This is a genomic window from Stappia sp. ABD4_338 (assembly GCF_056312175.1).
In genome coordinates this window covers 356,543-383,342 of sequence record NZ_CM149982.1, presented here as the reverse complement: position 1 = coordinate 383,342, position 26,800 = coordinate 356,543, and the positions used below count along the sequence as shown (strand labels likewise).

The 26,800-nt window shown below is 65.8% G+C and carries 14 protein-coding genes; 7 read left to right on the top strand and 7 right to left on the bottom strand.

The annotated features are described in order from the left end of the window. Window positions 1-17: 17 nt before the first annotated feature. Together ACYX4S_RS01645 and ACYX4S_RS01640 are read right to left on the bottom strand one after the other, a co-directional pair. On the bottom strand, window positions 18-6,584 hold the full coding sequence (locus ACYX4S_RS01645; protein WP_476361640.1) for a hypothetical protein: 6,567 nt from the start codon (window positions 6,582-6,584) through the stop codon (window positions 18-20). Between the two features lie 517 nt (window positions 6,585-7,101). Further along, complete coding sequence (locus tag ACYX4S_RS01640; RefSeq protein ID WP_476361639.1) at window positions 7,102-7,794, bottom strand: response regulator transcription factor; 693 nt, start codon at window positions 7,792-7,794, stop codon at window positions 7,102-7,104. A 213-nt stretch (window positions 7,795-8,007) separates the two neighbouring features. On the opposite strand from ACYX4S_RS01640, the gene ACYX4S_RS01635 reads away from it, so the two are divergent. Together ACYX4S_RS01635 and ACYX4S_RS01630 are read left to right on the top strand one after the other, a co-directional pair. After that, window positions 8,008-9,960: a sensor histidine kinase gene (locus tag ACYX4S_RS01635; protein ID WP_476361638.1), complete on the top strand. Its 1,953-nt coding sequence runs from the start codon at window positions 8,008-8,010 to the stop codon at window positions 9,958-9,960. A gap of 114 nt (window positions 9,961-10,074) precedes the next feature. After that, window positions 10,075-10,812 carry an SDR family oxidoreductase gene (locus tag ACYX4S_RS01630; RefSeq protein ID WP_293718146.1) on the top strand — a complete coding sequence of 246 codons (738 nt, stop codon included), beginning with the start codon at window positions 10,075-10,077 and terminating at the stop codon, window positions 10,810-10,812. Window positions 10,813-10,910: 98 nt separating this feature from the next. Here the strand turns inward: ACYX4S_RS01630 and ACYX4S_RS01625 are convergent, their stop codons facing one another. Then, the gene (locus ACYX4S_RS01625) at window positions 10,911-18,098 is read right to left on the bottom strand and encodes a hypothetical protein (RefSeq protein WP_476361637.1); all 7,188 of its coding nucleotides are present in this window, start codon (window positions 18,096-18,098) and stop codon (window positions 10,911-10,913) included. Window positions 18,099-18,516: 418 nt separating this feature from the next. After that, window positions 18,517-19,647 (bottom strand): DegT/DnrJ/EryC1/StrS family aminotransferase, encoded by a 1,131-nt coding sequence (locus ACYX4S_RS01620; protein WP_476361636.1) that lies wholly within the window; start codon window positions 19,645-19,647, stop codon window positions 18,517-18,519. 159 nt (window positions 19,648-19,806) lie between these two features. On the opposite strand from ACYX4S_RS01620, the gene ACYX4S_RS01615 reads away from it, so the two are divergent. The 5 genes from ACYX4S_RS01615 to ACYX4S_RS01595 all read left to right on the top strand — a co-directional run bounded on the left by ACYX4S_RS01615 (window position 19,807) and on the right by ACYX4S_RS01595 (window position 23,937). Continuing rightward, the gene (locus tag ACYX4S_RS01615) at window positions 19,807-20,553 is read left to right on the top strand and encodes a cephalosporin hydroxylase family protein (protein ID WP_476361635.1); all 747 of its coding nucleotides are present in this window, start codon (window positions 19,807-19,809) and stop codon (window positions 20,551-20,553) included. Between the two features lie 102 nt (window positions 20,554-20,655). Continuing rightward, window positions 20,656-21,249, top strand: a complete 594-nt coding sequence (locus ACYX4S_RS01610; RefSeq protein WP_476361634.1) for a formyltransferase family protein — start codon at window positions 20,656-20,658, stop codon at window positions 21,247-21,249. Then, the gene (locus ACYX4S_RS01605) at window positions 21,246-21,971 is read left to right on the top strand and encodes a WbqC family protein (RefSeq protein ID WP_476361633.1); all 726 of its coding nucleotides are present in this window, start codon (window positions 21,246-21,248) and stop codon (window positions 21,969-21,971) included. Before ACYX4S_RS01610 ends, ACYX4S_RS01605 begins: the two co-directional genes overlap by 4 nt. After that, window positions 21,968-22,801 (top strand): phytanoyl-CoA dioxygenase family protein, encoded by an 834-nt coding sequence (locus tag ACYX4S_RS01600; protein WP_476361632.1) that lies wholly within the window; start codon window positions 21,968-21,970, stop codon window positions 22,799-22,801. The genes ACYX4S_RS01605 and ACYX4S_RS01600 overlap by 4 nt, the downstream gene beginning before the upstream one ends. Beyond that, window positions 22,798-23,937 carry a methyltransferase domain-containing protein gene (locus ACYX4S_RS01595; RefSeq protein ID WP_476361631.1) on the top strand — a complete coding sequence of 380 codons (1,140 nt, stop codon included), beginning with the start codon at window positions 22,798-22,800 and terminating at the stop codon, window positions 23,935-23,937. Before ACYX4S_RS01600 ends, ACYX4S_RS01595 begins: the two co-directional genes overlap by 4 nt. A gap of 21 nt (window positions 23,938-23,958) precedes the next feature. On the opposite strand, the gene ACYX4S_RS01590 is transcribed toward ACYX4S_RS01595, so the two are convergent. From ACYX4S_RS01590 to rfbG, 3 genes are read right to left on the bottom strand one after another with little or no spacing between them, the layout of a single operon-like run. Beyond that, window positions 23,959-24,492, bottom strand: a complete 534-nt coding sequence (locus ACYX4S_RS01590) for a dTDP-4-dehydrorhamnose 3,5-epimerase family protein (RefSeq protein ID WP_476361630.1) — start codon at window positions 24,490-24,492, stop codon at window positions 23,959-23,961. After that, complete coding sequence (locus tag ACYX4S_RS01585) at window positions 24,486-25,730, bottom strand: methyltransferase domain-containing protein (protein ID WP_476361629.1); 1,245 nt, start codon at window positions 25,728-25,730, stop codon at window positions 24,486-24,488. The genes ACYX4S_RS01590 and ACYX4S_RS01585 overlap by 7 nt, the downstream gene beginning before the upstream one ends. After that, entirely contained in the window at window positions 25,727-26,800 is a 1,074-nt protein-coding gene (gene rfbG / locus ACYX4S_RS01580) for a CDP-glucose 4,6-dehydratase (protein ID WP_476361628.1), read from the bottom strand. The genes ACYX4S_RS01585 and rfbG overlap by 4 nt, the downstream gene beginning before the upstream one ends.

Genomic DNA, 26,800 nt, shown 5'->3' with positions numbered 1-26,800 from the left:
CCAGTCGTCTTGCGCGCTCAGAAGCGCAGCTTGGCGCGGGCATAGCCGCCGATGTCGGTGGTGTTCTCGCTGAGACCGGCCTGACCGAGCAGCGAGACGGAGAACCGCTCGCTCACATCCATGTCGAAGCCGGCGGAGAAGGTCGCCCGCGTGCGGTCGGAGCTGGACGTGCTGGAAAGACCGCCGAGCGAGGCGCTCGCCCCGGCAAGCACCTGGGTCGTCGTGACGCTCGGATCGGTCAGTTCCGTTGCAAGGGCCGCGCGCAGGAAGGCCACCGTCGGCCTGTCGGCGAGGTCGAAGGCATGGCCGACCTCCAGACCGGGCGTGACGATGACCGAGGTCTTCGACACGCTGCCCACGTTCCAGTTGATCGGCCCGGAGCCGCTCTCGCGGAAGGCATCCTGCCAGAGCTGGGTGAGCGACAGCGCGACCGAGGGCTTGGCATAGAAGCCGTGCCGCTCGAACACCGCCGAGACACGTCCCTCCGCGGTGAGGTAGCTCCCCTTCACGTCGGCGTTCGCGGCATGAGCGGTCGCCCCCACCACATACCGGCGCGTCTGGTCGAGGTCGTAGGTACCGCCGCCGAGCGTGGTGGAGAGCGTGAAGGCGCCGATCTCGTGCTTGAACGCGACACCGCCGGAGATGCGGGTGCCCGACTGGCCAAAGCCGGCCGAGGTCACGTCGAGAAACTCGATCTGCCCGCCAACCTCGATGAAGGTGTCGTCGAACACTTCCTTCTGGATGGCGCCGGCGACACCGGTCGTCACCTCGCGGAACGCATTGGTCGATCCCGTCGCACTCTGGTGATGCCGGTTGCCGATGGCCTGCATCCACACGCAATCGCGCTGACGGAAGAACTCCCTGCCCGTCTCCGGGTCGAGCGTCGGACAGCTCTGCAGCAGCCGGTGCAGCGCCTGCGAGGCGTTCACGGCGGCGCTCGCGCCGGCCAGGCTTTCCTCGCTGGTGACCGAGCGGAGGCGCTTTTCGAGGTCGGCACCTGTCCTGGCATTGAGGAACTGGTGAGAAATCGCCTTCAGGCCCTCTTCCAGCTTGCCCGAGGTGCCACCCGCCTCGATCGCGGCCAGCGCATCGGCATAGAAGCTCGCGAAGCGCCTTGCGTTCTCGCTGAGTTCCACACCGGACGACTTGCCCGAATAATCGACCGAATAATCGACCTGCACCCGTTTGTTGCTGTCCTTGTTCGCGACGGAATAGGTCACCGTCGCGGTGTTCGCGACCTCAAGCCCGGAGATGTCGATGTTGCCACCGCCGGTGGTGGAAAGCACCGACAGGTACCCCTTGTGGCCGTCAGCCATAACGGTGTCCTTCAGCCAGTTGGTCTCGATGGTTCCTCCGAGCGTCACCTTGCCGGATTGCCCGCCCACATCGACAAGGATCTTGTCGTGCTCGACGCTTCCGTCGCCGTGTCGAACCGCATCCACCTGGTAGACGCCGTCCGATTCTTGCGTGAAGGTTCCGGTGGTGACACGCGAAGTCGCGATTGCCCCCATCTTGCCGGCGGTCATGACGGCGTTGTTCTCAAACTGCGTCGCCGCGTGGCTGCCGAGGTTAAAGCTGGTGCCGAGTTCGGCAACGCCGTCCGAGATGTTGTAGAACCCCTGGGCGTTGCTGCCGTCGAGCGCGACCGAGCCGCTGAAAGCACCGAGATTGGTGATGGTGAGGGATGCGGCCTTGTCATTGCGCACCACGACGGAGTCCATGTCGGCACTGCGCAGGGTGCCGCTGTTCTCGATGCCGTTCGATCGCTGGATCGCCGATCCGTCGGGGTTCATGACGGTCCGGCCACCCATGATCGCGATCGTCTCGTGCACATCGGCACTCGTGGTCTCGACAAGGGCATCCTTGGCGATCTTGATAGCAACCACCCCTTCGCCCGGATTCTTGCCCTCGGGGTCATGATCCTTGTTGTAGCTGGACGCCTGGGCCAGGATCGCGCGGCCATCCTTGCCTTCGGCCCGCACCGTCGCCCCGCCCTTCACGGAGATCTTGACGCCCTTGGAGTAGCTGTCGCCGCTGCCCGCAGCGCTCTGGGCGAAAATGCCGACCGCCCCTTCGCCACTCACGTTGACAACGTCGCTGTTGACGGTCACCGACACCAGGCCGCCATTACCCTCGCGCCCCTCGCTGCCGATGTAGCCGGGGTTGTCGTCGATACCATCGACGATGAGCTCGCCCTCGGCGCCGCCGCCGCCGCCCACCGACTGGGCATAGATGCCGTGCGCCGCCTTGCCGAAGGTGACAATGCCGCCGGCGACCTCGATGGTCACGTCGCCGCCGTCGCCACCGTCCCCGCCGTCATCGACCGGGACGGCCTGCGCTCCGAGCGTCTCCCACATATCGTCCACCGCATGCACGATCGTGGTCTCGATGTCGCCGGCCGCGCCGCCGCCACCGCCCACGGATTGCGCGAAGATGCCGAGCGCTCCGTCACCCTCCGTGTAGATCATGTTTGTGCTGCTCACGTTGACCGTGCCGCCGTCGCCGCCGCCCTTGGCATTGCCCGCAACGGTCACCGACATGAGGAGGCCGCCGCTGCCGTCGCCACCGGAACCACCACCGCCGCCCACCGACTGGGCGTAGATGCCGGTCGCGGAGTCGCCATCGGTCTCGATCTGGGAACCATTGGTCACGGTCACGTCGCCGCCATGTCCGCCGACGCCGGCGCTGCCGCCGACATTGACGGAGAAGCCCTCGATCAGGCTCTTGGGAAACTCCTTGACCTGCTCATAGACTTCCTTGACCGCATTGAGCCTCTCGTAGACGTCGTAGACATCCGCGACCCAGCCCTCGAGATCCGGTTCGCCGTTGCCGCCGGTGCCGCCGCCGCCGCCCACCGACTGTGCGAAAACGCCGTAGGAGGCGACGCCCTGGGTCTTGATGCCCCCCTTGGAGTTCGACACGACGACGTCGTTTCCATCGCCCCCGCCCTCGCCGGAGCCGCCCATGGTGTAGGACAGGCTGATGCCCTTGGCTTCCGCCGCCTCGCCTTCCTCGTTCTCGGGCGCCAGCGTGTAGCCGATGGAATAGGCGCCAGCGTTGCCGCCGTCGCCGCCGCCACCGCCGACCGACTGCGCGTAGATGCCGTAGGACGTGTCCTGCACGGTCGTGATCTGGCCGGAATTGTCGATGGACACCTTGCCGGCATGCTGCCCCTCTCCGCCAGAGCCGCCGACCTGGGAATTGGCCGTGACCTTGACGTAGTTCTCCTTCTCGCGGGCGAAGTCGCCGAGGAACGCGTAGCCAGCGCCACCGTCGCCGCCATTGCCGCCGATCGACTGGGCGAAGATGCCGTGCGCGTTGCCGCCCGACGTGGCCAGCATCTCGGTGTTGGTCACCGTGACGTCGCCGCCGATGGCTCCACCGCCGCCCTCGCCGCCGACCTCGACGTTGGAGCTGATGTTGGCGCCCGTGCCGACCGACAGCGTGCCGCCATAGCTCAGGCCGCCGGATCCGCCGTTGCCGCCCACCGACTGGGCGAAGATCGCATCCGCGTAGTGACCGGAGGTCGTGATCGCACCCGAATTGTCGACAGTGACGAGGCCACCCTTGCCACCGTCGCCGCCGGCACCGCCGACGGTCACGTTGACATTGCCCGCGCCTTCCGAGGACACATCGATGGTGCCGGCGAAGACCGCCCCGCCGCTGCCGCCATTGCCGCCCACGGACTGGGCGTAGATGCCGGTCGCGGCGTAACCGAAGGTAAAGATTTCCCCTTGGTTCGACACGGAAGCAGCGCCCCCGGTACCGCCAGCGCCGCCATCGCCACCGACCGCGACAGAAATGCTGCCGGAAATCGGTCCGCCGGAGCCGGTACCCTGGGCCAGGATTCCGGCATTGCCTCCCGAACCTCCGGCCGCGTTGACGGCGATGCCCACCGCATAGTTGCCGTCCGTGATGATCATGCCCGTGTTCAAGACATTCACCGTGCCGGAGTTGCTGCCCCCGCCGCCATTTCCGCCGACACCGATCGCGATGTTGAGAATGCTGAGTGCACCGTTTGCCGTCACGCCGCCGGCGCCGCCGCCGCCGCCAAGCGACTGAGCAAGAATGCCGATGGCACCGTCACCACCGGTATTGATCTCGCCGTCGTTCTCGACGCTGACGTCACCGCCCTGACCTCCGATGCCTCCGTTCGAGCCATGCGTGTAGTTGATCTCGGCGCCGATGTTTCCGTTGACGGTCACGCCGCCATTGCCGCCGCCGCCGCCGAGTGACTGCGCCAGAATGCCGAAGGACTGCTGGCCGCCGGTCCTGATCTTGCCCTTGTTGACGACCTTGACCTGCCCGCCCGTGCCGCCGACACCGCCGGTCTGGCCGAGCGAGGAGGCAACATTGATGCCGATGGCACCGTCGACCGTGTAGCCGGACTTGCCGCCGCCGCCGGCCACCGATTGCGCCAGGATGCCGTGGGAGAGAATGCCCTTGGTGGTGATCGCGCCGGTCGAGGAGACATTCACCGTTCCGGCGTCACCCCCGACGCCGCCGAACGCGCCCTGAGTCGAGATGTACTGGCCCATGTCGACGCCAACGCTGGCATTGACGACGTTGCTCGACTGGCCACCACCGCCGGCCACCGACTGGGCAAGAATGCCGTCGGAATCGTTGCCGTCGGTCTGGATGGCCGCGTGATTGTCGAGCGTGACCGTTCCACCGTCTCCGCCAAAACCGCCATTGGTGCCGACATTGTGGTTGAACGTGAAGCCGACGGACGCCTCGACCGTATTGCCCGCCGAGCCGCCGCCGCCGCCAACCGACTGGGCCAGGACGCCGGCGGCCCCATCGCCCTTCGTCTCGATCTGGCCGTCGATGGTGGCATCCACCTTGCCGCCGTTGCCGCCCCCGGCCGCTGCGATGCCGCCGAGCGAGGAATTGAAGTCGAAGCCGATGGCGACGTTCAGTGTGTTGCCGCTCGAGCCGCCACCACCACCGACCGACTGCAGCAGAATGCCGCGCGACCGGAACCCTTCCGTGACGACAGACAGTCCCGTCGTACCGTGGGAGGTGACATCGCCACCATCGCCACCCGTGCCGCCGGCAGCGCCCACCACATGGACGAACTCCGCTGCGATGGACTCCGAGGAGCCACCGGTGCCACCGCCACCGCCAACGGACTGAAGCGACACCGCATCGGAATGCGCGCCGCCGGTTTTGACGGTCACGTTCTTCAGCGACACCTCGACGCTGCCGCCATCGCCGCCCTGGCCACCGGTCCCGCCGATGCCGACGATGCCGTCGCCAGACCCCGCACGCCCCCCGGCGCCGCCGACCGACTGGGCGAGGATGCCGATGGAGTGATCGCCGTGCGTGGTGATCGTGGTCCCGTCCAGGGTCAGACCGACATGACCGCCGTTGCCACCCTTGCCGGCGTCACCGCCATAGGCGGCAAAGATGCCGTCGTCCTGGCCGCCGTCACCACCGAACCCGCCAACACTTTGCGCGAGAATGCCGTCGGAATCCTTGCCGTTCGTGGTGATACTGCCGCCGTGGAAGGCAAGATTGACCGTTCCGCCATGCCCGTCGCCAATGCCGTTGCCGCCGTCACTGCCGCCCCATATGGCCGTCCCCTCGCCACCGCTGCCGCCGATACCGCCATGGGACTGGAGCACCACGCCCGAGGCCTTGTCCGCCGTCGTGGAAATATCGAGGGCCGAAGAAGCCACGTCGGCCTTTCCGATCGTGAGCGAGACAGCGCCCCCGACCCCCCCGGACCCGCCATTGCCGCCGGACCCGTTTCCAAGCGAGGCAAGTCCGTCACCGCCGTCGCCGCCATCGCCCGCCTTGCTGGCCACATGAATGGCGGCCACCTTCTTGCCCGTCCCGGTCGCGTGAACGCTGCCGCCGCCATAAAGCTCCACGGTCACGGTGCTGCCATTGGCGCCGCCCACGGCATTGCCGCCGTGCCCGCCACCGTTCAGGGCCGATCCGGCACCGCCATCGCCGCCATTGCCGCTGACGGCCAGGAACACCATGGCCGAATGTCCGTAGCTCGACACGTCGATCTTGTTGTTGATGCCGATGCTGAACGCGATCGTTCCGGCCCGCGCGCCGGCACCTCCCAGACCGCCATAGCCGTCGCGAAAGTCAGGATCGTAGCCCTCGCTGCCCGCGCCGCCATTGCCGCCACGGCTCCTGACGAGAACCAGCGGCCCGTCATAGGGGTGGTCGGCGTCGGAGCTTCCCTTCAACGCCGGCTGGGCTTTGCCGATGTCGATGAAGACGGAACTGATCGAATCCGGAGTTGAGGCCGCATGACCGGTATAGCCGCATGTCGAATGCTTCCCCGCCCCGTCGGGCCAGGGCTTGTCGAAATGCCGGCAGGCCGTGCCAATTCCGCCAGCGTCCGCGCCATCGCCCTTGCTGGTCTTGAACGAGTAGACCAGTTCGCCAGGATCATGAACGAGGCCGCCTTCCTTCGACACATCACGCGTCTTTGACTGGGTGCTGGTGACGACCTGCGCCGAAACCGGCGTGATCGCGGTTGCCGACAGAAGGGCCATGGCAAGCGGCACGCTCATGGGCACAATTCTGGAGCGGGAAGCGGAAACGAAATGCTTGCGAGCCATGAGCCGGAATCCTGTCACGCGGGCGAAATGCCCGAAGAAGCCTGACAGCGGACCGAACCGGGTGGCGGGAGCTTGTGACGCGTCGCCGCCGGATGCCGCCCCGCCGGGAGCGTCATCGCATGAAGCGATCCTTCACCTGTTTCACGAGCACTCCGGCCCATGACAAAGGAGCAGCCCCCTGCGCCCGTTCCTTGCCCGTTGCGGGTTGCTCCAAGGTTTCCCGAAAGTCTTTAAGCGTGGCTTAAAATTGGAATCACAACATGGACCCATGGAGAAAATCAGAAAAACAAATCCCGAAATGAAAGATTTGTTACATGAGAAATCCGTATCAATACGCGCAGGATGCGGAATTGCCCTGAGTCAGGAAAGCCGGAATCGCGCACGACCTCTCGCGAATTTCCATTAAATCATAGTCAAAATTCAATTGGAGACTGATATTTTCCGGACATGCACGCATTGCGTTGCGTCAGCAAATGAAAGATATCTTTCACATGCTCCTGCTGCCGTTGCGCCGGAATCAGCGAATGACAAAGACAGCTGACAGGGAAAAGCCGGTGTTGTGCGCCGTCAGAAGCGGAAGGCTGGTCTTCGTCGCGGCAAGCACCTTGGAGCGCAACCGGCTGAGACGGACATCCAGCCGCGACCGGGACGCCTCGTCATCGGCCTCGCCCAGCGCGGAAAAAAGCTCGGACCGGCTGACGACGTCATGCCCGCTGCGGATCATGTGATCGAGAAAGGCCGCCTCGCGCGGGCTGAGGCGCACGCTCAGTCCGTTGGGAGCGACAAGCATCGCGCTCTCCCGCTCGAAAATCCATGCGGCGGACGCATCCTCGCCTTGGCCCGTGCCAGACGGCTGCCGACCCGAAAGCCTTTCGATCGCGGCGGAGAGTTCCTCCGGCTCCACCGGCTTTGCCATGTAGATGTCCGCCCCGCTCTGATAGGCGCGGACCCGGTCTTCCACGGCCTGCCGCACGGTGGTAATGATGACCGCCGTCGGCGTCTGCTCCGAAAGGTACTGGGTGATGGAAAAGCCGCTGTGATGGGGCAGGTTGACGTCGACCACGGCCACGTCGAACGTGGTGTCCCCGAGCATCCGGTAGAGTTCCGCAGCGTCGCCCGCTTCGGCGACCGTGTGACCGAATACGGTCAGGCAATCCGCAAGACTCTTGCGCAGCGCGACGTTGTCCTCGACCAGTACGACCCGTGCCACGACCCTGCCTCTCTCACTCGCCCGGCCTCCTGGCGCCCAGCCCCCTGGGGCACCATCGACCGCGCCCTGCGCGATCCCGGCCATCCCCTCTATCATACGGCCGCACGAGTCCTGACGACAATATGCGTCGCCTTGATTTTTTTGGTGTTTCCGGGCCTGACCCAGCCGGAAACGGCCCGCGCCGGCGGTCACGCGCCCGCGTTGACGCTGGGCATGGCACCTGTCGAACGTGACCTGATCGGTCACATGGACATGTTGCGCGACCCCGGCGGCGATCTCGATATCGAGGATGTGGCCTTCGGCTCCGCACGGCAGCGTTTTACCGCCCTGCCGGACAATCTCGCTCTCGGCTATACGACCGACACCGTCTGGCTGCGGGTGCGTCTGGAGCGTGGCACAAGGCGCTGGCCGGAACCCTTGTACCTGCTCCTGCGCCCGACCTATCTCGACAGCGTCACCCTTCATGTGCCGGTGAGGGCCGCGCCGGAACGCGGCGGCGATTTCCGCAAGCTCACGTTCGGCGACCACGTGATCCCGCCAGCGGGCGAGGATCTAGCGATCCACGACCTCTTCGCGGAACTGGCCCTGCCGGACGCGCCTGCGGCGGAGATCTACCTGCGCATCGACACCACCAGCAGCATGTCGATGAGCGGTCAGGTGCTGACCGCGGCGCCGCTGCTCAGGGTGAGCCAGGAACGGGCGATGAAGCTCAGCGCCCTGATAGCGGTCATGTTCACCTTCGCCCTGATCCATTTCTTCTACTGGGCCACATTGCGCCGTCCGCTGTTCCTGAGCTTCTTCGCGTTCCTCGTCGCCAACATCCTCACGGTCCTCACCGACGGCGCGATCCTGCCTCCCAACATCGTGGTGGCCGGGGCCTATTCCGACGACGTGCTCACCGGCTGGGGCGTGCTGTTCCCCGCACTCGCCTTTCTTGTCTTCATCCGGTACCAGCTCGAGACCCGGCGTTACTTTCCCCTCGCGGATCGGGCGATAAAATTTCTGTTTCCGTTGCAGTGCCTCACGCTGATCGCGCCCTTCACGTCCTGGTACCAGGTCGTCGTGATGCCGCTTCTGCTGGTCGTCTCGGTCCTCATCGGCTTTCTGTTCGTTGGCAACCTGATCCTGCTGCTGCGCCATCGCCGGCCCGGGAGCATTCTGGCCACCATCGCCACCGGCATCCAGCTTGTCGGCGTCGTCCTGGTCGTGGGTCGCCTCTTCGGCGTTCTCTCCTTCGACGCGATAACGGAGCTTGGCTATCAGGTAAGCTCCATCGCCTTCGTCGCTCTGATGTCGCTCTCCCTGGTGCAGCGCGCCCGTGTCGCCGACCGGCGCCGGCGCCAGACCGCGTCCCTGCGCATCGCGCGCAAGGCGGAACATGCCGCCCGCCAGCTCGTACGCGTGCGCACCGCCGAACTGCAGAGCGCCAAGCTTGCCGCCGAAACCGCGCTGGAGGCGGAGCGCGCCGCGCAGGCCGAACAGGTCCGTTTCGTCGACGTCATCACCCACCAGTACCAGACGCCGCTGGCGGTGATCCGCTCCTCCGTCGCCGCGATCCGCCACACCCTGCCCGCGACCGACACCGACAACCATCGCCGGGTCGGCCAGATCAAGGCTGCCGTGCGCTCCCTCGTCGAGGTGCTCGACGTCTCGCTGAAGCGCAGCCGGGTGGAGGGCGTGAGCGCACGTGCCGATCTCGTCCCCCGCCCGGCCGCCGAAACCCTGCGCACCATCGTCCGCCATGCGGCCGATCTCGCGCCGGAACGCCAGGTGCTCCTCGATCTCTCGGGCGTCACGGAGAAGACGCTGATCGACATCGACACGGACATGGTCTCCATCGCGCTCACCAACCTGATCGACAATGCGCTCAAGTTTTCCGGCCCGGACGACGCGGTCACGCTCACCGCCGAATGTCGCGACGACACCCTCGTCATTCGCGTCCAGGACCACGGCATCGGCATTCCCGAAGCGGAGACCGGCAATCTCGCCAAGCGCTACTTCCGCGCCTCCAACACCGGTGAGATGCCAGGCAGCGGCCTGGGCCTCAACATCGTCGCGGCGGTGGCCCGGGCCCACGGCGGCCGCTTCTCGCTGGAAAACGCGGACGGCGGAGGCGCATGCGCCATCCTGGAACTGGGGGTCTCGGCCGCCGCGCCGGACGCCTGACATCGCCGCGATGCAGCAAAACCTGCCCCTGGGGAAATGGCTTTTGCCCTTCGCGACTTGTGCGGGGAGCCGCTAGGGTACGGAAAATCATCGCCAATCCGGGAGGGAACCACCATGGCGCGACTTGCAGACAAGACCTGCCTCATCACCGCCGCAGGCCAGGGCATCGGCCGGGCGAGCGCTCTCGCCTTCGCCGCCGAGGGCGCGCGGGTCATCGCCACCGACATCAATGCCGACGCGCTCGCCTCGCTTGCCGACACGCGGGGCATCGAGACCCGTGTCCTCGACGTGACCGACGCCGCCGCCATCGCCGCGCTGACAGCCGATGTCGGCCCCCTCGACGTGCTGTTCAACTGCGCGGGCGTGGTGCACGCGGGCGCGCTGCTTGAGTGCACGGAAGAGGACTGGGACGTCGCCTTCGCGCTCAACGCCAAGGCCATGTTCCGCATGATCCGCGCCGTTCTCCCCGCCATGCTGGAGCGCGGCGGCGGCTCCATCATCAACATGTCCTCGGTCGCCTCCTCGGTGAAGGGCGTTCCGAACCGCTTCGCCTATTGCGCCTCCAAGGCCGCCGTCGTCGGCCTGACCAAGTCGGTCGCCGCCGACTACGTGACGCGCGGCATCCGCTGCAATGCAATCTGCCCCGGCACCGTCGACAGTCCCTCCCTGCACGACCGGCTCAGGGCCACGGGCGACTATGAGACGGCCATGCGCGACTTCATCGCCCGCCAGCCCATGGGCCGCATCGGCAAGGCGGAGGAAATCGCCAGCCTCGCGATCTACCTCGCCTCGAACGAGAGCGGCTTCACCACCGGACAGACCCATGTGATCGACGGCGGCTGGGCCGTCTGAGGACGACCGTTCCCCATTTGCGCAAACGAAAAAGGCTCCCGCACGGTTCGGTGCGGGGGCCTTTGTCGTGTTGCCGCCTGCCGGCGTGGTCCGCCGGATCAGAACTTCAGGCTCGCCCGCGCATAGCCGCCGTAGCCGTAGGACGACCCCGAGAAGCTCGTCTGGCCGAGCACCGACAGGTTGAACCTTTCGCTGACATCCACCGAAAGCCCGGCCGCCAGGTCGCCCGTGAACCGGTCGTTGCCGACATTGAGGTCGAGATTTCCGAGCCCCGCGCCCGCTCCGGCAAGACGCGTCGTGACGCTCACGTCCGGGTTGGTGAGCTCCGCCGTGAGCCCCGCGCGCAGATAGGCAACCGCCGCCGAGGAGCCCCACTGGAAGGCGTGCCCGAACTCGAACGAGGGCCGCGCCGTCACCGCCGTGTGCGTAATCGCATTGGTGTGCCAGTTGAAGCCGCCGGTGCCCTGCTCGGTGAAGGCATTCTGCCACACATGGGAGATGCCCAGCGCCGCCTTGGGCTTGGCGTAGAAGCCATGCGCCTCGAACACCGCCTCGATGCGGGCCTCGGCGGAAACGAAGCCGCCCTTCACGTCGCCCGTCGCCGTCGCCAGACCGCCGGCGCCATTGTAGATGCGTGAGTGGTCGAGATCGTAGAAACCGCCGGCGACGCTCGAGGCGAAGGTCAGGTTGCCCACTTCCTGCTTCAGGGCCATGCCGCCGCTGACGCGGGTGCCATCCTGCTTGAAGTTGTCGCCGGTCAGCGTGACCATCTCGAGCTGGCCACCAATCTCGAGGAAGAGATCGTCGGCGATTTCTTTCTGGATCGCACCAGCGAAACCATAGGTGGACTCGTCGCTGGAAGCCTTGGAGGACGTCGCGTCCTGATGCGTCTTGCCGCCCAGCGCCTCGAACCAGGCGCAATCACGCTGGCGGTAGAAGCCCTGGGGGTCCGTCGGGTCGAGCACCGGGCAGCTCTGCAGCAGGGTATGCACCGCCTGGGTCGTGGACAGCGCCTTGCTGACGCCCATCGCCGCTTCCTCGAGGATCTGCTCCTCGTAGACACCGGCAAGCTCGCGGCTGTCACCCGCGTTCAGGATGCGCACACCCAGGAAGTCGAGCGCCTCGCGCTGTTCCGCCGTCATGCCGCCGCTCTGTCCCACGACGCCCGCGAAGTACTGGCCGAACCCGCGCGCGTTTTCGCTCAGCGTCGCGCCGGTGCTGTCGCCCGAATAGTCGACCGTGTAGCCGAGCGTCAGGTGATCGCCGTCCGACTGGCTCGCCTTCGACCAGGTGTAGGCGACCGCGCCGCCCGACCGCACGCCGAGCTTGGAGGTGTCGAAGCTGGACCCGTCACCGGCCGTCAGCGTCGCCACGTCGAAGGAGCCGTTCGCACCATTGGAAAGCGCACCCTCGAAGTTGAAGGCAAGCTGTCCGTCGAGCGAGCCGCCCTTGTCGAAGTCGAGCGTGAAGGAGCCCGCCTGGGTCTCGTCCTTGGAGACGTCGAACAAAAGCGTGCCGGTGGACGTCTGCGTGAAGCTGCCGCCCGAGGTAATGATTGAGCGACGCGTGTCGTTGGTCCAGCCAGCCTTCATGGTGCCGGAGTTCTCGAACGTCGAGTACTCGCTGGTGCCGAGGTTCGAGTGACCGAGGAACATCGTCCCACCGGCCAGGTTGGTAACCGCGTTGCGCACCGTGCTCGTGGAGCCGAAGTCCAGACGGCCATGAAGCTCGCCATCGTTCTCGAGCTGGAACGCATGCGCGCCGTCGGTCTGCACCACATAGGCGTTCGAGTAGAGCTTTCCGTGGTTCGTCAGCTTGTTCGAAAGGTTGATCGAATGATCGTCGTTATAGACGGAATGGCCGCCAAGGATGCCGATTGTCGAGTGGGCCTCCTCGTCCGTCGTCCTAACGTAACCATCCTTGCCGATGGTGATGTTGGCGACGCCCATCTCGCTTTCTTTACTTGCCGCGTCCGCGGTATGAACGAGGATCGCGCGCGACTGCTTGCCCCTGGCCGTAATCGTGCCGTTCACATTGATCTCGGCGCCGCCCGACCCGAAATCGGAAACGCCACCGGCGGCCGACTGCACGAAAATGCCGTGCGCGCCCTCACCGCTGACATCGATCGTGCCATCGACGGTGACCTTGGCGAGGCCGCCCTTGCCTTCCGCCCCGTTGCTGCCGATGACGTCATGCGCCTTGTCGTCGCCTAGGCCGTACCAGCCGGCCGCGCCGCCACCGCCGCCCACCGACTGCACCCAGATCGCATGGGCGTTGGCGCCGGTGGTGGTGATCGAGCCGCCCTGATGCAGGTTGACCGTCACGTCGCCGCCGTCACCGCCCTTGCCGGCTCCCGCGCCGGTGCCGCCGAAGATGTTGTAGCCAACCACTTCGGCGAGCGAGTCGATCTCCTCGATGATCGAGCCTTCCACGTCGCCGGCCGTGCCGCCGCCGCCGCCCACCGACTGGGCGTAGATGCCCATCGCGCCGTCGCCGCTGGTGACGATCTTGCCGTAGTTGTCGACGGTCACGGTGCCGCCATGGCTGCCGGCGTCCGCCGAACCCGACAGGGCGATCGAGGTGATACCGCCCATCGAGCCGTCACCGCCGGCGCCGCCGCCGCCACCCACCGACTGGGCATATATCGCGGTCGCGGATTCACCGTCGGTGATGATCGTTCCGTTGTTGGTGACGGTCACGTCACCGCCCTTGCCGGCGCCGCCGCCCTCGCCGCCCATGTTGAACTTCCAGGATTCGAGAAATATCTCCTTCCACTCCTTGTGGTAGATATTCTTGATCGTCTCCCAGCTCTCCAGGACCTGGTTGATCTTCTCGTAGTCCTCATAGATGTCGGCAAGCCAGCCCTCGAGGCCGGGCGAACCGTTGCCGCCGGAACCGCCGCCGCCGCCCACCGACTGGGCGAAGACGCCGTAGCTGGCAAGCCCCGCCGTGCGGATCGTCCCGGTGTTGCCGACATTGACCGTGTTGCCGTCGCCGCCGGCCCCGCCGGAGCCGCCAAGGGTGATCTCCAGCGAGAAGCTCTTGGCTTCCTCGATGTTCTTCGGCGTGTAGGTGTAGCCCACCGCATAGGCGCCCGCGTCGCCGCCGGCACCGCCGCCGCCACCGATCGACTGGGCGGAGATGCCGACCGAGGTGAAGAACTTGCTCGGGTCGAACTTCTTGTCGTCATCGTCGCCGGAACCGGACACCCCGGGCGCGCCCCCCGACGTCGTCGAGCAGGAGGACAGGTTGATCACCGAGCAGATGTCGGCGGTTATGGTGCCGCTGTTGTTGACCGTCACCGTGCCGGCATTCATGCCGCTACCGCCGTGGCCGCCGACCTCGCCCTTGACCGAAAGCGACTTGCTGTCGCCGCCGGAATTGTTGGCGACCGTGCCGAATGCGGCCACGCCGCCGCCGCCGACACCGCCATTGCCGCCGATCGAGAGGGCCCTGATGCCGGCGGCCGACGACGCGGCCGCGGCAACGATGCCGGTGTTGGTGACCGTGACGTTGCCGCCGGTCGCGCCCGAACCGCCCTCGCCACCCATCGTGTAGGAGGCGTCGAAGCTGCCGGAGGTCGAGTAGTCGGCCGAAATCGCGTAGCTGTCGCCACCCTTGCCACCGTTGCCGCCAATGGACAGGGCAAGGATGCCGTCGGCGAAGACCTTCTGGGTGCCGACGATACCATCATTGGTGATGGTGACCGTATTGGCCTTGCCGCTCCCCCCGCCTTTTCCGCCGAACGAGGCGTTGATGCTGGCCGAATATTCACCGCCCGCACCGGCCAGCGAATAGTTGGAACCGCCCACGCCGCCGCTGCCGCCGAGCGACAGCCCGAGGATACCGGTCGCGTATTTTTCAGCCGTCAGGACAACGGCGCCCTTCTTGTTGTTGATCTCGACCGCACCGGCCTGACCGCCGCTGCCGCCGTCGCCGCCGAGGGTCACCGTGCCGCTGACCGCCGCCTCGCCGGCTGTAAGGTTTCCGTTGACCGTGGTGCCGGCCGTGCCGCCATGACCGCCGATGGAGGCGGCCAGGATGCCGGCGGAATACTCGCCCTCCGTCATGATCTTGCCGGTGTTGGTCACCGTCACCTTGGACGCGGTGCCGCCGTCACCGCCACCGCCGCCGATGGCGGCTCCGAAGGAGGCCATGGCCAGGTTGCCGGCCACCGTCGTGCCGCCGGCACCGCCAGATCCGGAGACGCTGAGCGCCAGGACACCGGGCGCCCAGTCGCCCTTGCTGCTGAGCGTGCCGTTGTTGGTCACATCGACCGTGCCCGCCGTGCCGCTGTTGCCGCCGGCGCCGCCTTGAGTGAAGTTCACCTCGGCGACCGAGATGTTGCCGTTGACCACAAGGCCGCCATGGCCGCCTGAATTGCCGATGCTGAGCGCCGCGATCACGGCGGAGAGATTGCCTTCCGTCGACACATTGACCGCGGAGGTCACGCTGACGGCCCCGGCCTTTCCGGCTGCACCTCCGGTCTGGCCGTAGGTGACGGTGCCGATATCGGTATCGACGCCGGCGGTGACCGTGGTGCCCGTCTGGCCGCCGCCACCCGACACGCTCATGGCCAGCACGCCGAGCGCCATGTCCCCCTTGGTGGTGATGTCGCCACGCGTCGTTCCGGTGTCCATCGCCACGTTGGCAAGGGTGACGCTCACATCGCCGCCGTTGCCGCCGCCTCCGGATTGCGCGCCCGCCAGACTGCTCCAGTTCGGCATCTCCACGCCGACCGTGCCGTCAATGACGTTGCCCATCGCACCGCCGCCACCACCAACCGACGCGGCCAGAATGCCGCTCGAATGAGCGCCTTCGGTGTAGATGGTCGCGTTTGATATCAGCGTCACCGCGCCGCCGTCGCCGCCGGTGTTGTAGCCCGAGCCGAGCGACGATCCCAGGTTCGAGCTGCTGCCGAACTTGGTGCCGACCGTGAAGTCGTAGCTGGAGCCGACCGAGCCGCCGCCGCCGCCCACCGAGGCGGCCAGAACGCCGTAGGAGGAATAGCCCTTGGTCGAGATGTAGCCGGCGATCGTCGTGTCCTTGATGGCGCCGCCATGATTGATATTGCTGCTTGAGCCGCCGACATTGGCCGTCTGCACATTGTCGAGTTCGACGCCGAGGCTGATCGTGATTATGTTGCCGCCCGTGCCGCCGCCACCGCCGATGCTGAGCAGCGAGACACCATGCGAGTGGTGCCCGCTCGTCTCCAGGTCGTCATAGTCGGTGCCGGTGTAGGAGATGTCGCCGCCGGAGCCGCCCGCCCCGCCGCTGCTGCCCACATGCGACGAGAAATTGCCGAACAGCTCGAAAGTGCCGGCACCATCGCCACCGCCGCCACCCACGGACTTCAGCGACACCGCATCCGAATGACGGCCGGAGGTGGAAGACTTGATGCCGAACCCCTGTCCGGTCAGCGTCACGTCCGCGCCATTGCCCGCGCCACCGCCATCGGCGCCGATGGCCATCGGGCCGGAGGACGAGGAGGCCTGGCCACCACCGCCGCCGATGCTGGCGAGCGACAGGCCGACCGAGTGATCGCCCTTGGTCGTGACATTGGTGTTGTCGACCGTGATCGACACCGTGTCCGCATCGCCACCGAGGCCGCCGGACTTGCCGCCGACCGCCACGACACCGGCCGCCGAGCCGGACGCACCGCCGCCGCCACCCACGCTCTGCAACTGGATACCGTAGGAATGGTCGCCATGGGTAGTGACGCTCGTGTCCTTCATCGTGCCGCCGACCGCGCCACCCACGCCGCCGGCGCCACCCGAGGCCGACATGGCAACGACGCCGCCGGTCTTGCCCGCGACGCCGCCGCCGCCGCCCACGCTCTGCGCCAGGACGCCGGTGCCGTAGTCGCCATACATGGTGATGGTCGTGGAGGTGAGGTTCACCGTCGCCGTCGCGCCCGCACCACCGCTGCCCCCCTTGGCGCCATAGGTCGCGACCCCGTCGGTCGCCTTGCCGCTCGCCCCGCCCATGCCGCCAATCGACTGCACGAGGATACCGTAGGACTGTTCGTTCGAACTCGCGCTGTCTCCGGTATCGGCGTTCTGGATCTTCGAGTTGGTCATGGTGAGCGTGGCATTGCCCGCAGCCCCAGGCTCGCCGGGCTTGCTCGCGTGGTCGGTGATGCCGCCCGAGCCGTCGCCGCTGTCGCCAGCGAAACCGCCCGCGCTCTTCACATAGACGCCATAGGTCTCGCCGACCGTGGTGTTCTTGACATTGGCCGAGAGCGTCACGTTGACCGTGCCGCCGTTGCCACCGCCTCCGCCCTTGCCCGGATAGGTGTGACCGTATTCGGCCTCGCCGCCCGTGCCGCCATCGCCACCGACGCTGGCCATGAACACGCCATAGGTGCCACTGGTCGTGACGTAGTTGTCCTTTGCATCGGCGAGGAAGGTCACCGTGCCGCCATCGCCGCCATTGCCGGCCTGGCCGCCATAGGCGTCGTCCTGGTCGCCCCAGGTGTCGAGCTTGCCCTTGCCGCCGGTGCCGCCGTCGCCACCGCGCGACACGGCGACAAGTCCGATTCCGGCGCCCGAGTAGTTCAGCGAATGGCCGTCCGTGAGAGTACCCGTCACCGTGCCGCCCTGGCCGCCGTTGCCGCCCGCACCACCCTCGGCATCCTTCAGGCCGCCGGAGGAATGCGCCTCGCCGCCGGTTCCGCCCGTGCCGCCGATCGAACTCAGCGCGACGCCGAAGGAGGTGCTGTCGCCGTCCGCGTAGGTGGAGATCCCGCCCGCGGCCCCGCCGCTGCCGGTCTTCTTCATCGTCAGAGTGACCGCGCCGCCGTCACCGCCCGCCCCCGCATTGCCGCCGGTCGCGTGCTTGTCGAAGTGGGAGACGTCATTGCCGTTGTTGCCGGTCGAGCCGCTGCTCTCCAGACGGATGCCATTGTTGTTGATCATGTTGTGGCCGCCATCAAGGCTGACCGTCGCGCTGAGCGCCGCCCCGTCCGGACCGTCATCGCCGTGATGACCATCTGGCGCCGTGGCCGGCGCCGCGAGATGGATCTGAGGGTTGCTGTTGCCGACGCCGTTGTTCCATTCGGCGGACAGGTTGTTGATCGTCAGGTTGAGGACACTGCCGTCCGTATGCGTGACCGGGCCGGTCTCCATCAGGTTGCTGCAGGTCTCGGACGTCCCGTTGCTCGAGCAACTCGCCTCGGCCGATGTCGCCTCGGCCCCGGCCAGGAGCACGACGGCGAGAGGTAACGCCGCGCCTGTTCTCAGCCTGCGGGCCAGAGTGGCGAGCGGCGATGCGGTGCGAGCGGTCATTGGCATTATCCCCGGATTCGGACTTTGAACGGCCAGCCGTCCCGAATTCTCGAATCGCGAGTCGGATCAGCCCCTTGCCCGGGATAGGACATCCTGCGCTTCGCGCAACGTAATAGATCTTTCAGAAAGTATTCTTGCGCGATCAAGCATCCTTGACGTTCCAGAAGTGTAAACGAATGATTAACGAACGAATGGAAGCGGATTCAACTTGAAGAGTACTGATCCCGCCTTGCAACCATCGCCTCACGCACACCGGAAAAGACCGGCCACGCCGCCGGCGACGCATTCGGACTCAGGCGCGCATGCAGGCGTGCCGCGAACATGATCCGCGACATCGACCCGAAAAGAAAATGACTCAATTTTACGTCGATTTGCGCCGGAACTTGACGAAACTTGCATGACCCGCGCCCTGCCCGCCTCAGTTCGCGAAGAGCTCCCGTACAGCGTCGCAGACCCGCTCGATCCGCATATCGTCCATGTGGTAGCCGGAGGGAAGGTTGACGCCGCGGGTCGCCATGTCGTCGCCCACCCTCCGCTCGCCGAGAAAGCGCAGGCTGTCGGCCCGGTCGCGATAGGGCTCGAGCGTCGAAAGCCTGGAAAAGAAGGGCCGCGAGTCGATGCTCTTTTCGCGCAGCGCCTCCATGATGGCGAACTTGTCGAGGCCAAACCGCGCCTCCGGCACGATCGTGACCATCCAGTACGAGTTCGAGACACCCGCCGGCTCGGCATTTAGCGTGATACCATCCACTCCGGCGAGCCGGTCGCGATATCCGGCGAAGATGCGTCGCTTTTCAGCGATCAGCGTATCGAAACGCTCCATCTGGGCCAGTCCGACAGCCGCCTGAAGCGCGCTCATCTTGTATTTGAAGCCCACCTCGTCGTTGAGGAAAAAGCGGTCGCCGGGCGGTCGCCCGTGGTCGCGCAGCTTGAGCACCCGGGCGAAGAGGTCGTCGTCGCTGGTGACCAGCATGCCGCCTTCGCCCGTGACCACGGTCTTGGAACCATGGAAGGAGAACACGCCGACATCTCCATGACTGCCCGCCGGAAGGCCATTCAGCGTCGAGCCTAGCGCCTCGGCGGAGTCCTCGATCAGGAACAGGCCGTGCCGGTCGGCTATCTCGCGCAGCGCGACCCAGTCCGCCATGGACCCATAAAGATCGACGGCGATGATGGCACGCGTCCGCTCGGTGATTGCCGCCTCCACCTTCACCGGGTCGAGACACCAGGTGTCCGCAAGAATGTCGACGAAGACCGGCGTCGCGCCGACATAGTCGACCGGTGCCACCGAGGCGATCCACGTGACATCGGGCACGATCACCTCGTCGCCGGCACCAATGCCACCTGCCGCAAGCGCCAGATGAATCGCGGCCGTGCAATGCGGTAGCGATACCGCATGACGCGCGCCCACTGTCCTCGCGAAGAGGTCCTCGAATTTCGTGTTGTAGACGGAATGGTTGGCGAACCACGCGTTCCGGGCAGCGTCGGCCGCGTAATTGACCTCCAGATCCGTGATCGACGGACCGGCGACGGGAATGAAGTCGGAAGACACCGCAAAACCTCCTGAGAGCGTGTCTTCGTGTGCCACACAGGCAGCCTCGCAGGCAATCTCCAAGACGCCCGCAAAGACCGTTGCCCGGGCCGCTTGCGAGCTTGGCTGCGACCGGGTTGGGCGCTATGGTCGCGCGAGATTCGAGAAGGATGGTATCACGTGGCTGACGACCGGGCAGAATTCGAGGATTCCAAACGGCGCCAGAGCCTGGCGCTCGGCGAGGACCGGGACGTGTTCGAGCGTGGTCTCGACATGATGACAGAGCTCGACCGCTACGACTATTCGTACCTGTGGAGCTGGCTCGGCGTCCCGATCATCCAGTTCCCGGCCGACGTGATGGCGACCCAGGAAGTCATCTGGAAGACGAAGCCGGATGTCATCATCGAGACCGGCGTCGCCCGCGGCGGATCCGTCATCTTCATGGCTTCGCTGCTCGAGATCATCGGCAAGGGGAAGGTCATCGGCGTCGATATCGATATTCGCGCCCACAACCGCGAGACGATCGAATCCCACCCCATGTCGCGCCGCATCGAAATGGTGGAAGGCTCGTCCGTCGGCGAGGATACGCTTGAAAAGGTTCGCGCGCTGATCCCCGAGGGCGCCTCGGTGATGGTCGTGCTCGATTCCGACCACTCCCGCGACCACGTTCTGGCCGAGTTGCGCGCCTATGGCCCCCTGGTGACGAAGGGCTGCTACATGGTCGTCGCCGATACAGCTGTCGGACATCTTGACGCCGACAAGGCTCCCAAGAAGCGTTCCAAGATCTGGTACAAGGGCGACGAGCCGCTCGCGGCCCTCAATCTCTACCTCGAGGAAACCGACCTCTTCGAGGTCGACGCCGAGATTAACGGAAAACTCGTGCTGTCTTCCTCTCCGGGCGGATACATTCAGCGCATTCGGGACTGATCAAACGTGGCCTGGAAGATCGGCGTCATTCTGAGCGCGGGAGGTTCCGCGTTCTTCCGGGCCAAGGAATTGTTTGGCGCACCTTCCGACAGATTCCATGTGGTGACCGACCGCGACTGTCCGGCCGCCGATCTTTGCAACGCCCATGACGTGCCGCACAGCCGGATCCCGTTCGAGGGTCGTTCCGCATTCTCCGAACGCACCGCGAACGCTTTCAGGGCGGCAGGCTGCGACGTCGTACTTCTGCACTACGCGCGACTGGTCGGCCCGGAGCTCTTCGACCGCCTTCTCACCACCAATGTGCATCCGGCGCTGCTCCCCGCCTTTCCGGGTCTCGATGGCATAGGCGACGCACACAAGGCCAAAGCGCCTTTCCAGGGCGCCACGCTGCATGTGGTCGATGCAGGAGTGGACACCGGACCGGTGCTTGCCCAGACCGTGCGCCATGTTCCCCCGGACGCGACGCTCGCATGGCGCCAGCGTCTTGGATACATTCAAAAAACCATCGTGACGCTCTACCTCTTCGATGCCCTGGCCTCCGCTCGCCTCGAAACCGGCGCGCGGGATTCAACCGCGATCGCCCCCACAGCCCCCGGCTCCCCTCTTTGCAATCCGGGCTTTTCAACCCGCACGGGGCAGGATGCGGCGAAGGCCGCAATGGCGGACCTGCCGGCAAGGGGGGACTGGACACCATGACCCGTGTCGTCATTTCCCAGCCGATGTATTTTCCCTGGGCCGGGTTCATGGCGCAGATGGCACTCGCCGATATCTACATCTGGCTCGACGATACCCAGTTTTCAAAAGGCAGCTTCACCAATCGCGTCCAGGTCAAGACGCCGAGCGGCATCAAGTGGATGTCGATACCACTCGAAGGCAAGGGCAGTTTCCGGCTGATCCGGGAACTTGCCCCTGGCAGGCCGGATTGGCATCAAACGCACAAGGCGCTTCTGGAGCAGGCGTTTCGCGGAAGACCTCATGCGGCCGATGCGATCTCCCTGTTCGAGGAAGTCGATTTCAAGGCTCCCCTCTCTGACGTTCTCGTCACCTCGGCCGAGGTTCAGGCGGAAGCGATCGGAGTACTGCCGGAAACCCGCACCACCTCGACGGCGCTGGCGGTCGAGGGGCGCTCATGGGAACGCGTTCTCGGTCTGGTCAAGGCAGTCGGCGGTACGGAATATATTTCGGGGATGGGCGGTCTCGCCTATCTTGATCATGAGGCCTTCGAGGCAGCAGGCGTCTCGGTCAGCTACATGAACTATGCTCCCCACCCCTGGCCCCAGGATGCGGCTCCATTCACGCCCTACGTGACCGGCCTCGACCTGGTTGCCAGCGTCTCGCGCGCCCCGGCGCGCGACCACCTGAACCCTGCGACACTGGACTGGCGCGCCATGAAGGCCTTGAAGGAGGAAACGTCATGACATCCGAATTGCAGATTGACCGTCCCTCCTTCGAACGCGACGGTTTCACCATCATTCGCGGCTTCTACGACTATCAACGTCAGGTCGCGCCGATCCGCGACGGCATCCGCTGGATCATCCAGACGCTTTGCGAAAAATATGGTGTCGATGCACCGACGGGCACCGTCGAGGAAGCACTTGGTCCCGGCTATCTCGCGCTCGCCGCAGCCAATCGTGCCTGGGGTGGTGAGGTCTACGACGCGGTCAAGCAGATCCCGGCGTTCATGAGCCTCGTCAGTGACCCGCGCAACGCGGATGTCTTCCGGGCCTTGCGTCCGGACGCCGTGCCCGGTCTCGCGGCCGGCGGTTACGGCATCCGCATCGACGCTCCGGGCGAGGAGAAGTTCCGCGCGCCCTGGCATCAGGAGTTCCCGGCGCAACTGCGCAGCAAGGACGGCGTGGTCTTCTGGTCGCCACTGATTCCGATCTCCGCCGAGCATGGCCCCGTCGAGTTGGCCATCGGCTCGCACAAGGAAGGTCTGGTGCCGGTTCGCAGCGACGACGGCGGCATTGGCAAGTCGGGAGCCTACGCATTGCGCCTCGACCGCGAGGAGGAACGCCTTGCGCGCTACGAGCACGCGGCACCGCTGACCGCGCCCGGCGACCTGATCATCATGGACTTCCTGACACTGCATCAGTCGGGCCTGAACATCTCGAACATGCCGCGATGGTCGATGCAGTTCCGCTACTTCAACTTCAACGATCCGACCGGTGTGAAGCTGAGCTGGAAAGGCTCCTATGCCGCCGGGCAGAGCTTCGAGACCCTTCTTCCGGAACTGGTGGCCGAATGATGAACAGTTGCAGGATCTGCGCCTGCGCGCTGGCCGCGCCCGACTTCCATGCGCCGGCGCCGGCCATGACCTCTCTGTCCACCCTGCTCGCGGCGGAGACCGAGGTGCTCGTCTGCACGGCCTGCGGGCATGTGCAATCGCCGGATCTTCCCGACGTGCAGGCCTTCTACGACCACGAGTACCGTATCTCCCTGCAGTCGGATGAGCATGACCAGCTCTACGAGCAGCGTGGAGACGACACGGTGTTCCGAACGGACCGCCAGGCGGAACTCGTGCTGGAAATGGACCTGCCGCAGGGTGCGCGCATTCTCGACTTCGGAGCGGCGAAGGCCGCGACGCTCCGCAAGGTTTGCACGGCCCGCAAGGATCTGGTTCCTCACGTCTTCGACGTGTCGCGCGACTACCTGGCCTATTGGCGGGAGTGGATCGCCGGCGACCACCAGGCCACCTATGATCTGCCCGAAGCGTGGCATGGTCGCTTCGATATCATCACCGCGCATTTCGTCCTTGAGCATGTCGCCGATCCGGTGACGATCCTGAAGAGCCTGCGGAAGTGCCTTGCACCCGGAGGACGGCTGTTCTTTACGGTACCGGATCCGCTCGCGAACCCGGGCGATCTGCTCGTTATCGACCACCTCAACCATTTTACCGCGCCAAGCATCGCGGCCGTTCTCGCGGCCGCGGGCCTCGTGGAGACGCCGGTGGTGTCCGACGGCTTTCGCGGGGCACATGTGGTGGTCGCCACGGCGGCCGACACGCCTGCCGGCGCCGGAAATCCCGAAGACGTCAACACCTGTGCGCTCAGCATTCGCGAAGCTCTTGGAGGCTGGGAGCGCATTCTCGACGGAATCGCGCGAGCCGATGTGGACGGGCGCCGCGTGGCGATCTATGGGGCGGGCTTCTACGGCACGCTCATCGCGAGTCGCCTCGGCGAGCAGCCCGTCTGTTTCCTGGATCGCAACCCGCACCTGCAGGGACAGGAGCATCTCGGGCGTCCCGTCCTGCCCCCGGAAGAGTGCCCCCGCGACATCGAGGTCGTTTTCGCGGGCCTCAACCCGCTTCACGCCCGCAGGATCCTTTCCGAAGGCGAGGACTGGATACCGGGCAACGCGCGACTGGTCTATCTGGAAGGCTGAGCGGCCGGTCGACCCCGGCTTTCAGGTCCGGAGCGCCGGCCAGGCGAGATCCGCATCCGAGATCACCTCGGGCGCGGCCGGCCAGTCGATGGCAAAAGCGGGGTCGTCGTAGCGGAACCCCCGCGCCTGCCCCGGAACGTGCTCGCGTCCCATCTGGTAGAGGACCGACGTCTCGTCGCGCAGGGTCAGGAAACCGTGGGCGCAGCCCTCGGGAACGAACAGCGCGCATCCGTTCTCCGCAGACAGGTCGAAGGCCTGCCATTGCATGAAGGTCGGGCTGTCCCGTCTCAGATCGGCAACGACATCGTAGATCGCACCCGTCACCACACGGACCAGCTTGGCCTCGGCATGGGGAGCATCCTGCCAGTGCATTCCGCGCAGGGTATGGCGGCGCCGGTTGGTCGACAGGTTGACCTGCGTCGAGATAAAGTCGATGCCCGCGGCGCGAAAGGCCGTCGGACAATACAGCCGCATGAAGCTGCCACGCTCATCCTCGCGCGCCTGGCCGGAAACGCTCCATACCCCCTCGAGGCGGGCTCGCTCGAAGCTCAACACGGCAGGATCCGGGTCCCGGGGATGGCTGTCACGAAACGCGTACCCCCGGCCTCGAGCTTTGAAAGCTGCTCGCGGATCTCGTCGGCAAGATTCCACGGCACGATCACCACATAGTCGGGCGCGAGTTCCATCAACCGATCCGGAGCCACCACGGGAATGTGGCTTCCAGGCAGGAATTTTCCCTGTTTGGCATGGCTGCGGTCGGCGATCAGGACGATATCGTCGGCGCTCACACCGCACACATTGAAGAACGTGTTGCCCTTGGCCGCCGCACCATAGGCAGCCACCGTCTTGCCCTCCGCACGCGCGGTATCCAGGAACGCGCGAAACTCCGCACAGCAGGTCCGGATGCGCTCCTGATACCCCTCGTAGGCCGCCATCGTGTCGAGACCGGCCGCACTCTCCTCCTCCAGAAGGGCCGCGACCGCCGGTGTCTCGTCGTGACCGGCCCCGTCGCGGCAGGCGAAGACCCTGAGAGAACCGCCGTGGGTGGAGAGCTTCTCCACGTCGAACACCCGAAGTCCGGCAGCCTTGAAGACCTTCTGGACGGTCAGGAGGCTCAGGTAGGAGTAATGCTCGTGGTAGATCGTGTCGAACTCGATCAGGCGGATCAGGTTGAGAAGATGCGGAAACTCGAAGGTGGCGACACCTTCCGGCTTCAACACCTCGGCGAAACCACGCACGAAATCGGCAATGTCGGGCACATGGGCAAGCACGTTATTGGCTGCCGTTAGGTCAGCCGCGAATCCTTCCTGCGCGAGCTGTCGTCCGTAGGCCTCGCCGAAATAGGCGATCCGGGTGTCGACCCCCTTTTCGATCGCCGCGCGTGCCGTGCTGGCCGTGGGCTCCACGCCAAGCACGGGAATCCCGGCAGCCACGAAATGCTGCAACAGGTATCCGTCGTTGCTTGCCACCTCGACCACGCGCGACCCTGCGTCCAGACCGAAGCGCGCGGTCATCAGTTCCGCATAGGCCCGCGCATGAGCGACCCAGCTGTCCGAGTAGGAGGAGAAGTAGGTGTAGTCCTCGTCGAAGATCTCGCTATGGGCAACCACCTCGTCCGCCTGGACCAGGTGGCAGCAGGAGCACACGCGCACGATGAGCGGATAGGAACAGTCCCGTCCGGCCTCGATGTCCTCGGCGGTCACATAGCTGTTCGACAACGGCGTCTCGCCAAGATCGGCGAAAACGGTGGCAAGCGGCGTGCCGCAGAAGCGGCAGGCGGAAAGGCGGGTCATGGCGTACGTCCGGCAAGCGTAAGGAAGGTATCGATCTGGAAGAGCGTGCGGGCACGCATGTCCTCTCCCTCCGCCAGCGCGCGGTACCAGTCGGCGGTCCATTCGACAAGCGTGTCGCCGTCGAGATGATCACGCCAGGAGAGCTTTCGGCGGGCGAGGCTCGTGTCGAGGGAAAGGCGCTCCATTTCGCGCGGTCCGGCCTCTCCCGGACGGTCCCAGCCGCTCTCGAGCCCGAAGGCGGAAAGCATGGCTCCGGCAATCCCGGCAACGGTCTTCACATTGTCCGGCTCGGGCCCGAAATTGAGCGCCAGTGGCAGCTTCTCGCCACGGCCGAGTGCCTCGAGATACAGCAGGTAGCCGTTCAGGCAGTCCAGCACGTGCTGCCAGGGGCGTGTGGAGCCCGGATTGCGCAGGACCGGACGGGTACCGCCGCGAAGCGCACGCCAAAGGTCCGGCACGATCCGGTCCTCGGCGAAATCCCCGCCGCCGATCACATTGCCTGCACGTGCCGTCACCACGACCGCTTCGCGGTCTGCGGCGAAGCTCTCGCGCCAGGATTCGACCAGAAGCTCGCATGCCGCCTTCGAGGCGGAATAGGGATCGTGACCGCCAAGGGGGGCACTTTCGGCAAAGGCCCGCCCGCTCTCGTCATTTCGGTAGACCTTGTCGGTCGTGACGATCAAAGTCGGCGGATAGCTGTCCAGATCGCCAAGTGCCTGCAACAGCTCGAGCGTTCCAATGACGTTTGTGCGCCAGGTCAATTCCGGTTCGAGATAGGAGCGGCGCACCAGAGCCTGCGCCGCCAGGTGAATGACGACGTCCGGCCGGGCCTCGCCAATCGCCTGCCGCAGCCTGCCTCCCTCGCAGATATCGCCAATGACGCCCGGAGACTCCCGGTCCTGACCCGACAGGGCGAACAGGCTCTCATCCCCCTCCGGCGCCAGGGCATAACCGAAGACGCACGCTCCAAGGCGTTCCAGCATCAGCGACAGCCAGGCCCCCTTGAAGCCGGTGTGTCCGGTCAGGAAGACGCGCTTGCCGCGCCAGAACTCGGGCGTGCCGCAAGCCAT

Coding starts and splice junctions, on each gene's coding strand:
- ACYX4S_RS01645 (WP_476361640.1), bottom strand. CDS start 6,584: ATGGCTCGCAAGCATTTCGTTTCCGCTTCCCGCTCCAGAATTGTGCCC.
- ACYX4S_RS01635 (WP_476361638.1), top strand. CDS start 8,008: ATGGCACCTGTCGAACGTGACCTGATCGGTCACATGGACATGTTGCGC.
- ACYX4S_RS01630 (WP_293718146.1), top strand. CDS start 10,075: ATGGCGCGACTTGCAGACAAGACCTGCCTCATCACCGCCGCAGGCCAG.
- ACYX4S_RS01625 (WP_476361637.1), bottom strand. CDS start 18,098: ATGACCGCTCGCACCGCATCGCCGCTCGCCACTCTGGCCCGCAGGCTG.
- ACYX4S_RS01605 (WP_476361633.1), top strand. CDS start 21,246: ATGACCCGTGTCGTCATTTCCCAGCCGATGTATTTTCCCTGGGCCGGG.
- ACYX4S_RS01600 (WP_476361632.1), top strand. CDS start 21,968: ATGACATCCGAATTGCAGATTGACCGTCCCTCCTTCGAACGCGACGGT.
- ACYX4S_RS01595 (WP_476361631.1), top strand. CDS start 22,798: ATGATGAACAGTTGCAGGATCTGCGCCTGCGCGCTGGCCGCGCCCGAC.
- ACYX4S_RS01585 (WP_476361629.1), bottom strand. CDS start 25,730: ATGACCCGCCTTTCCGCCTGCCGCTTCTGCGGCACGCCGCTTGCCACC.
- rfbG (WP_476361628.1), bottom strand. CDS start 26,800: ATGGCTTGCGGCACGCCCGAGTTCTGGCGCGGCAAGCGCGTCTTCCTG.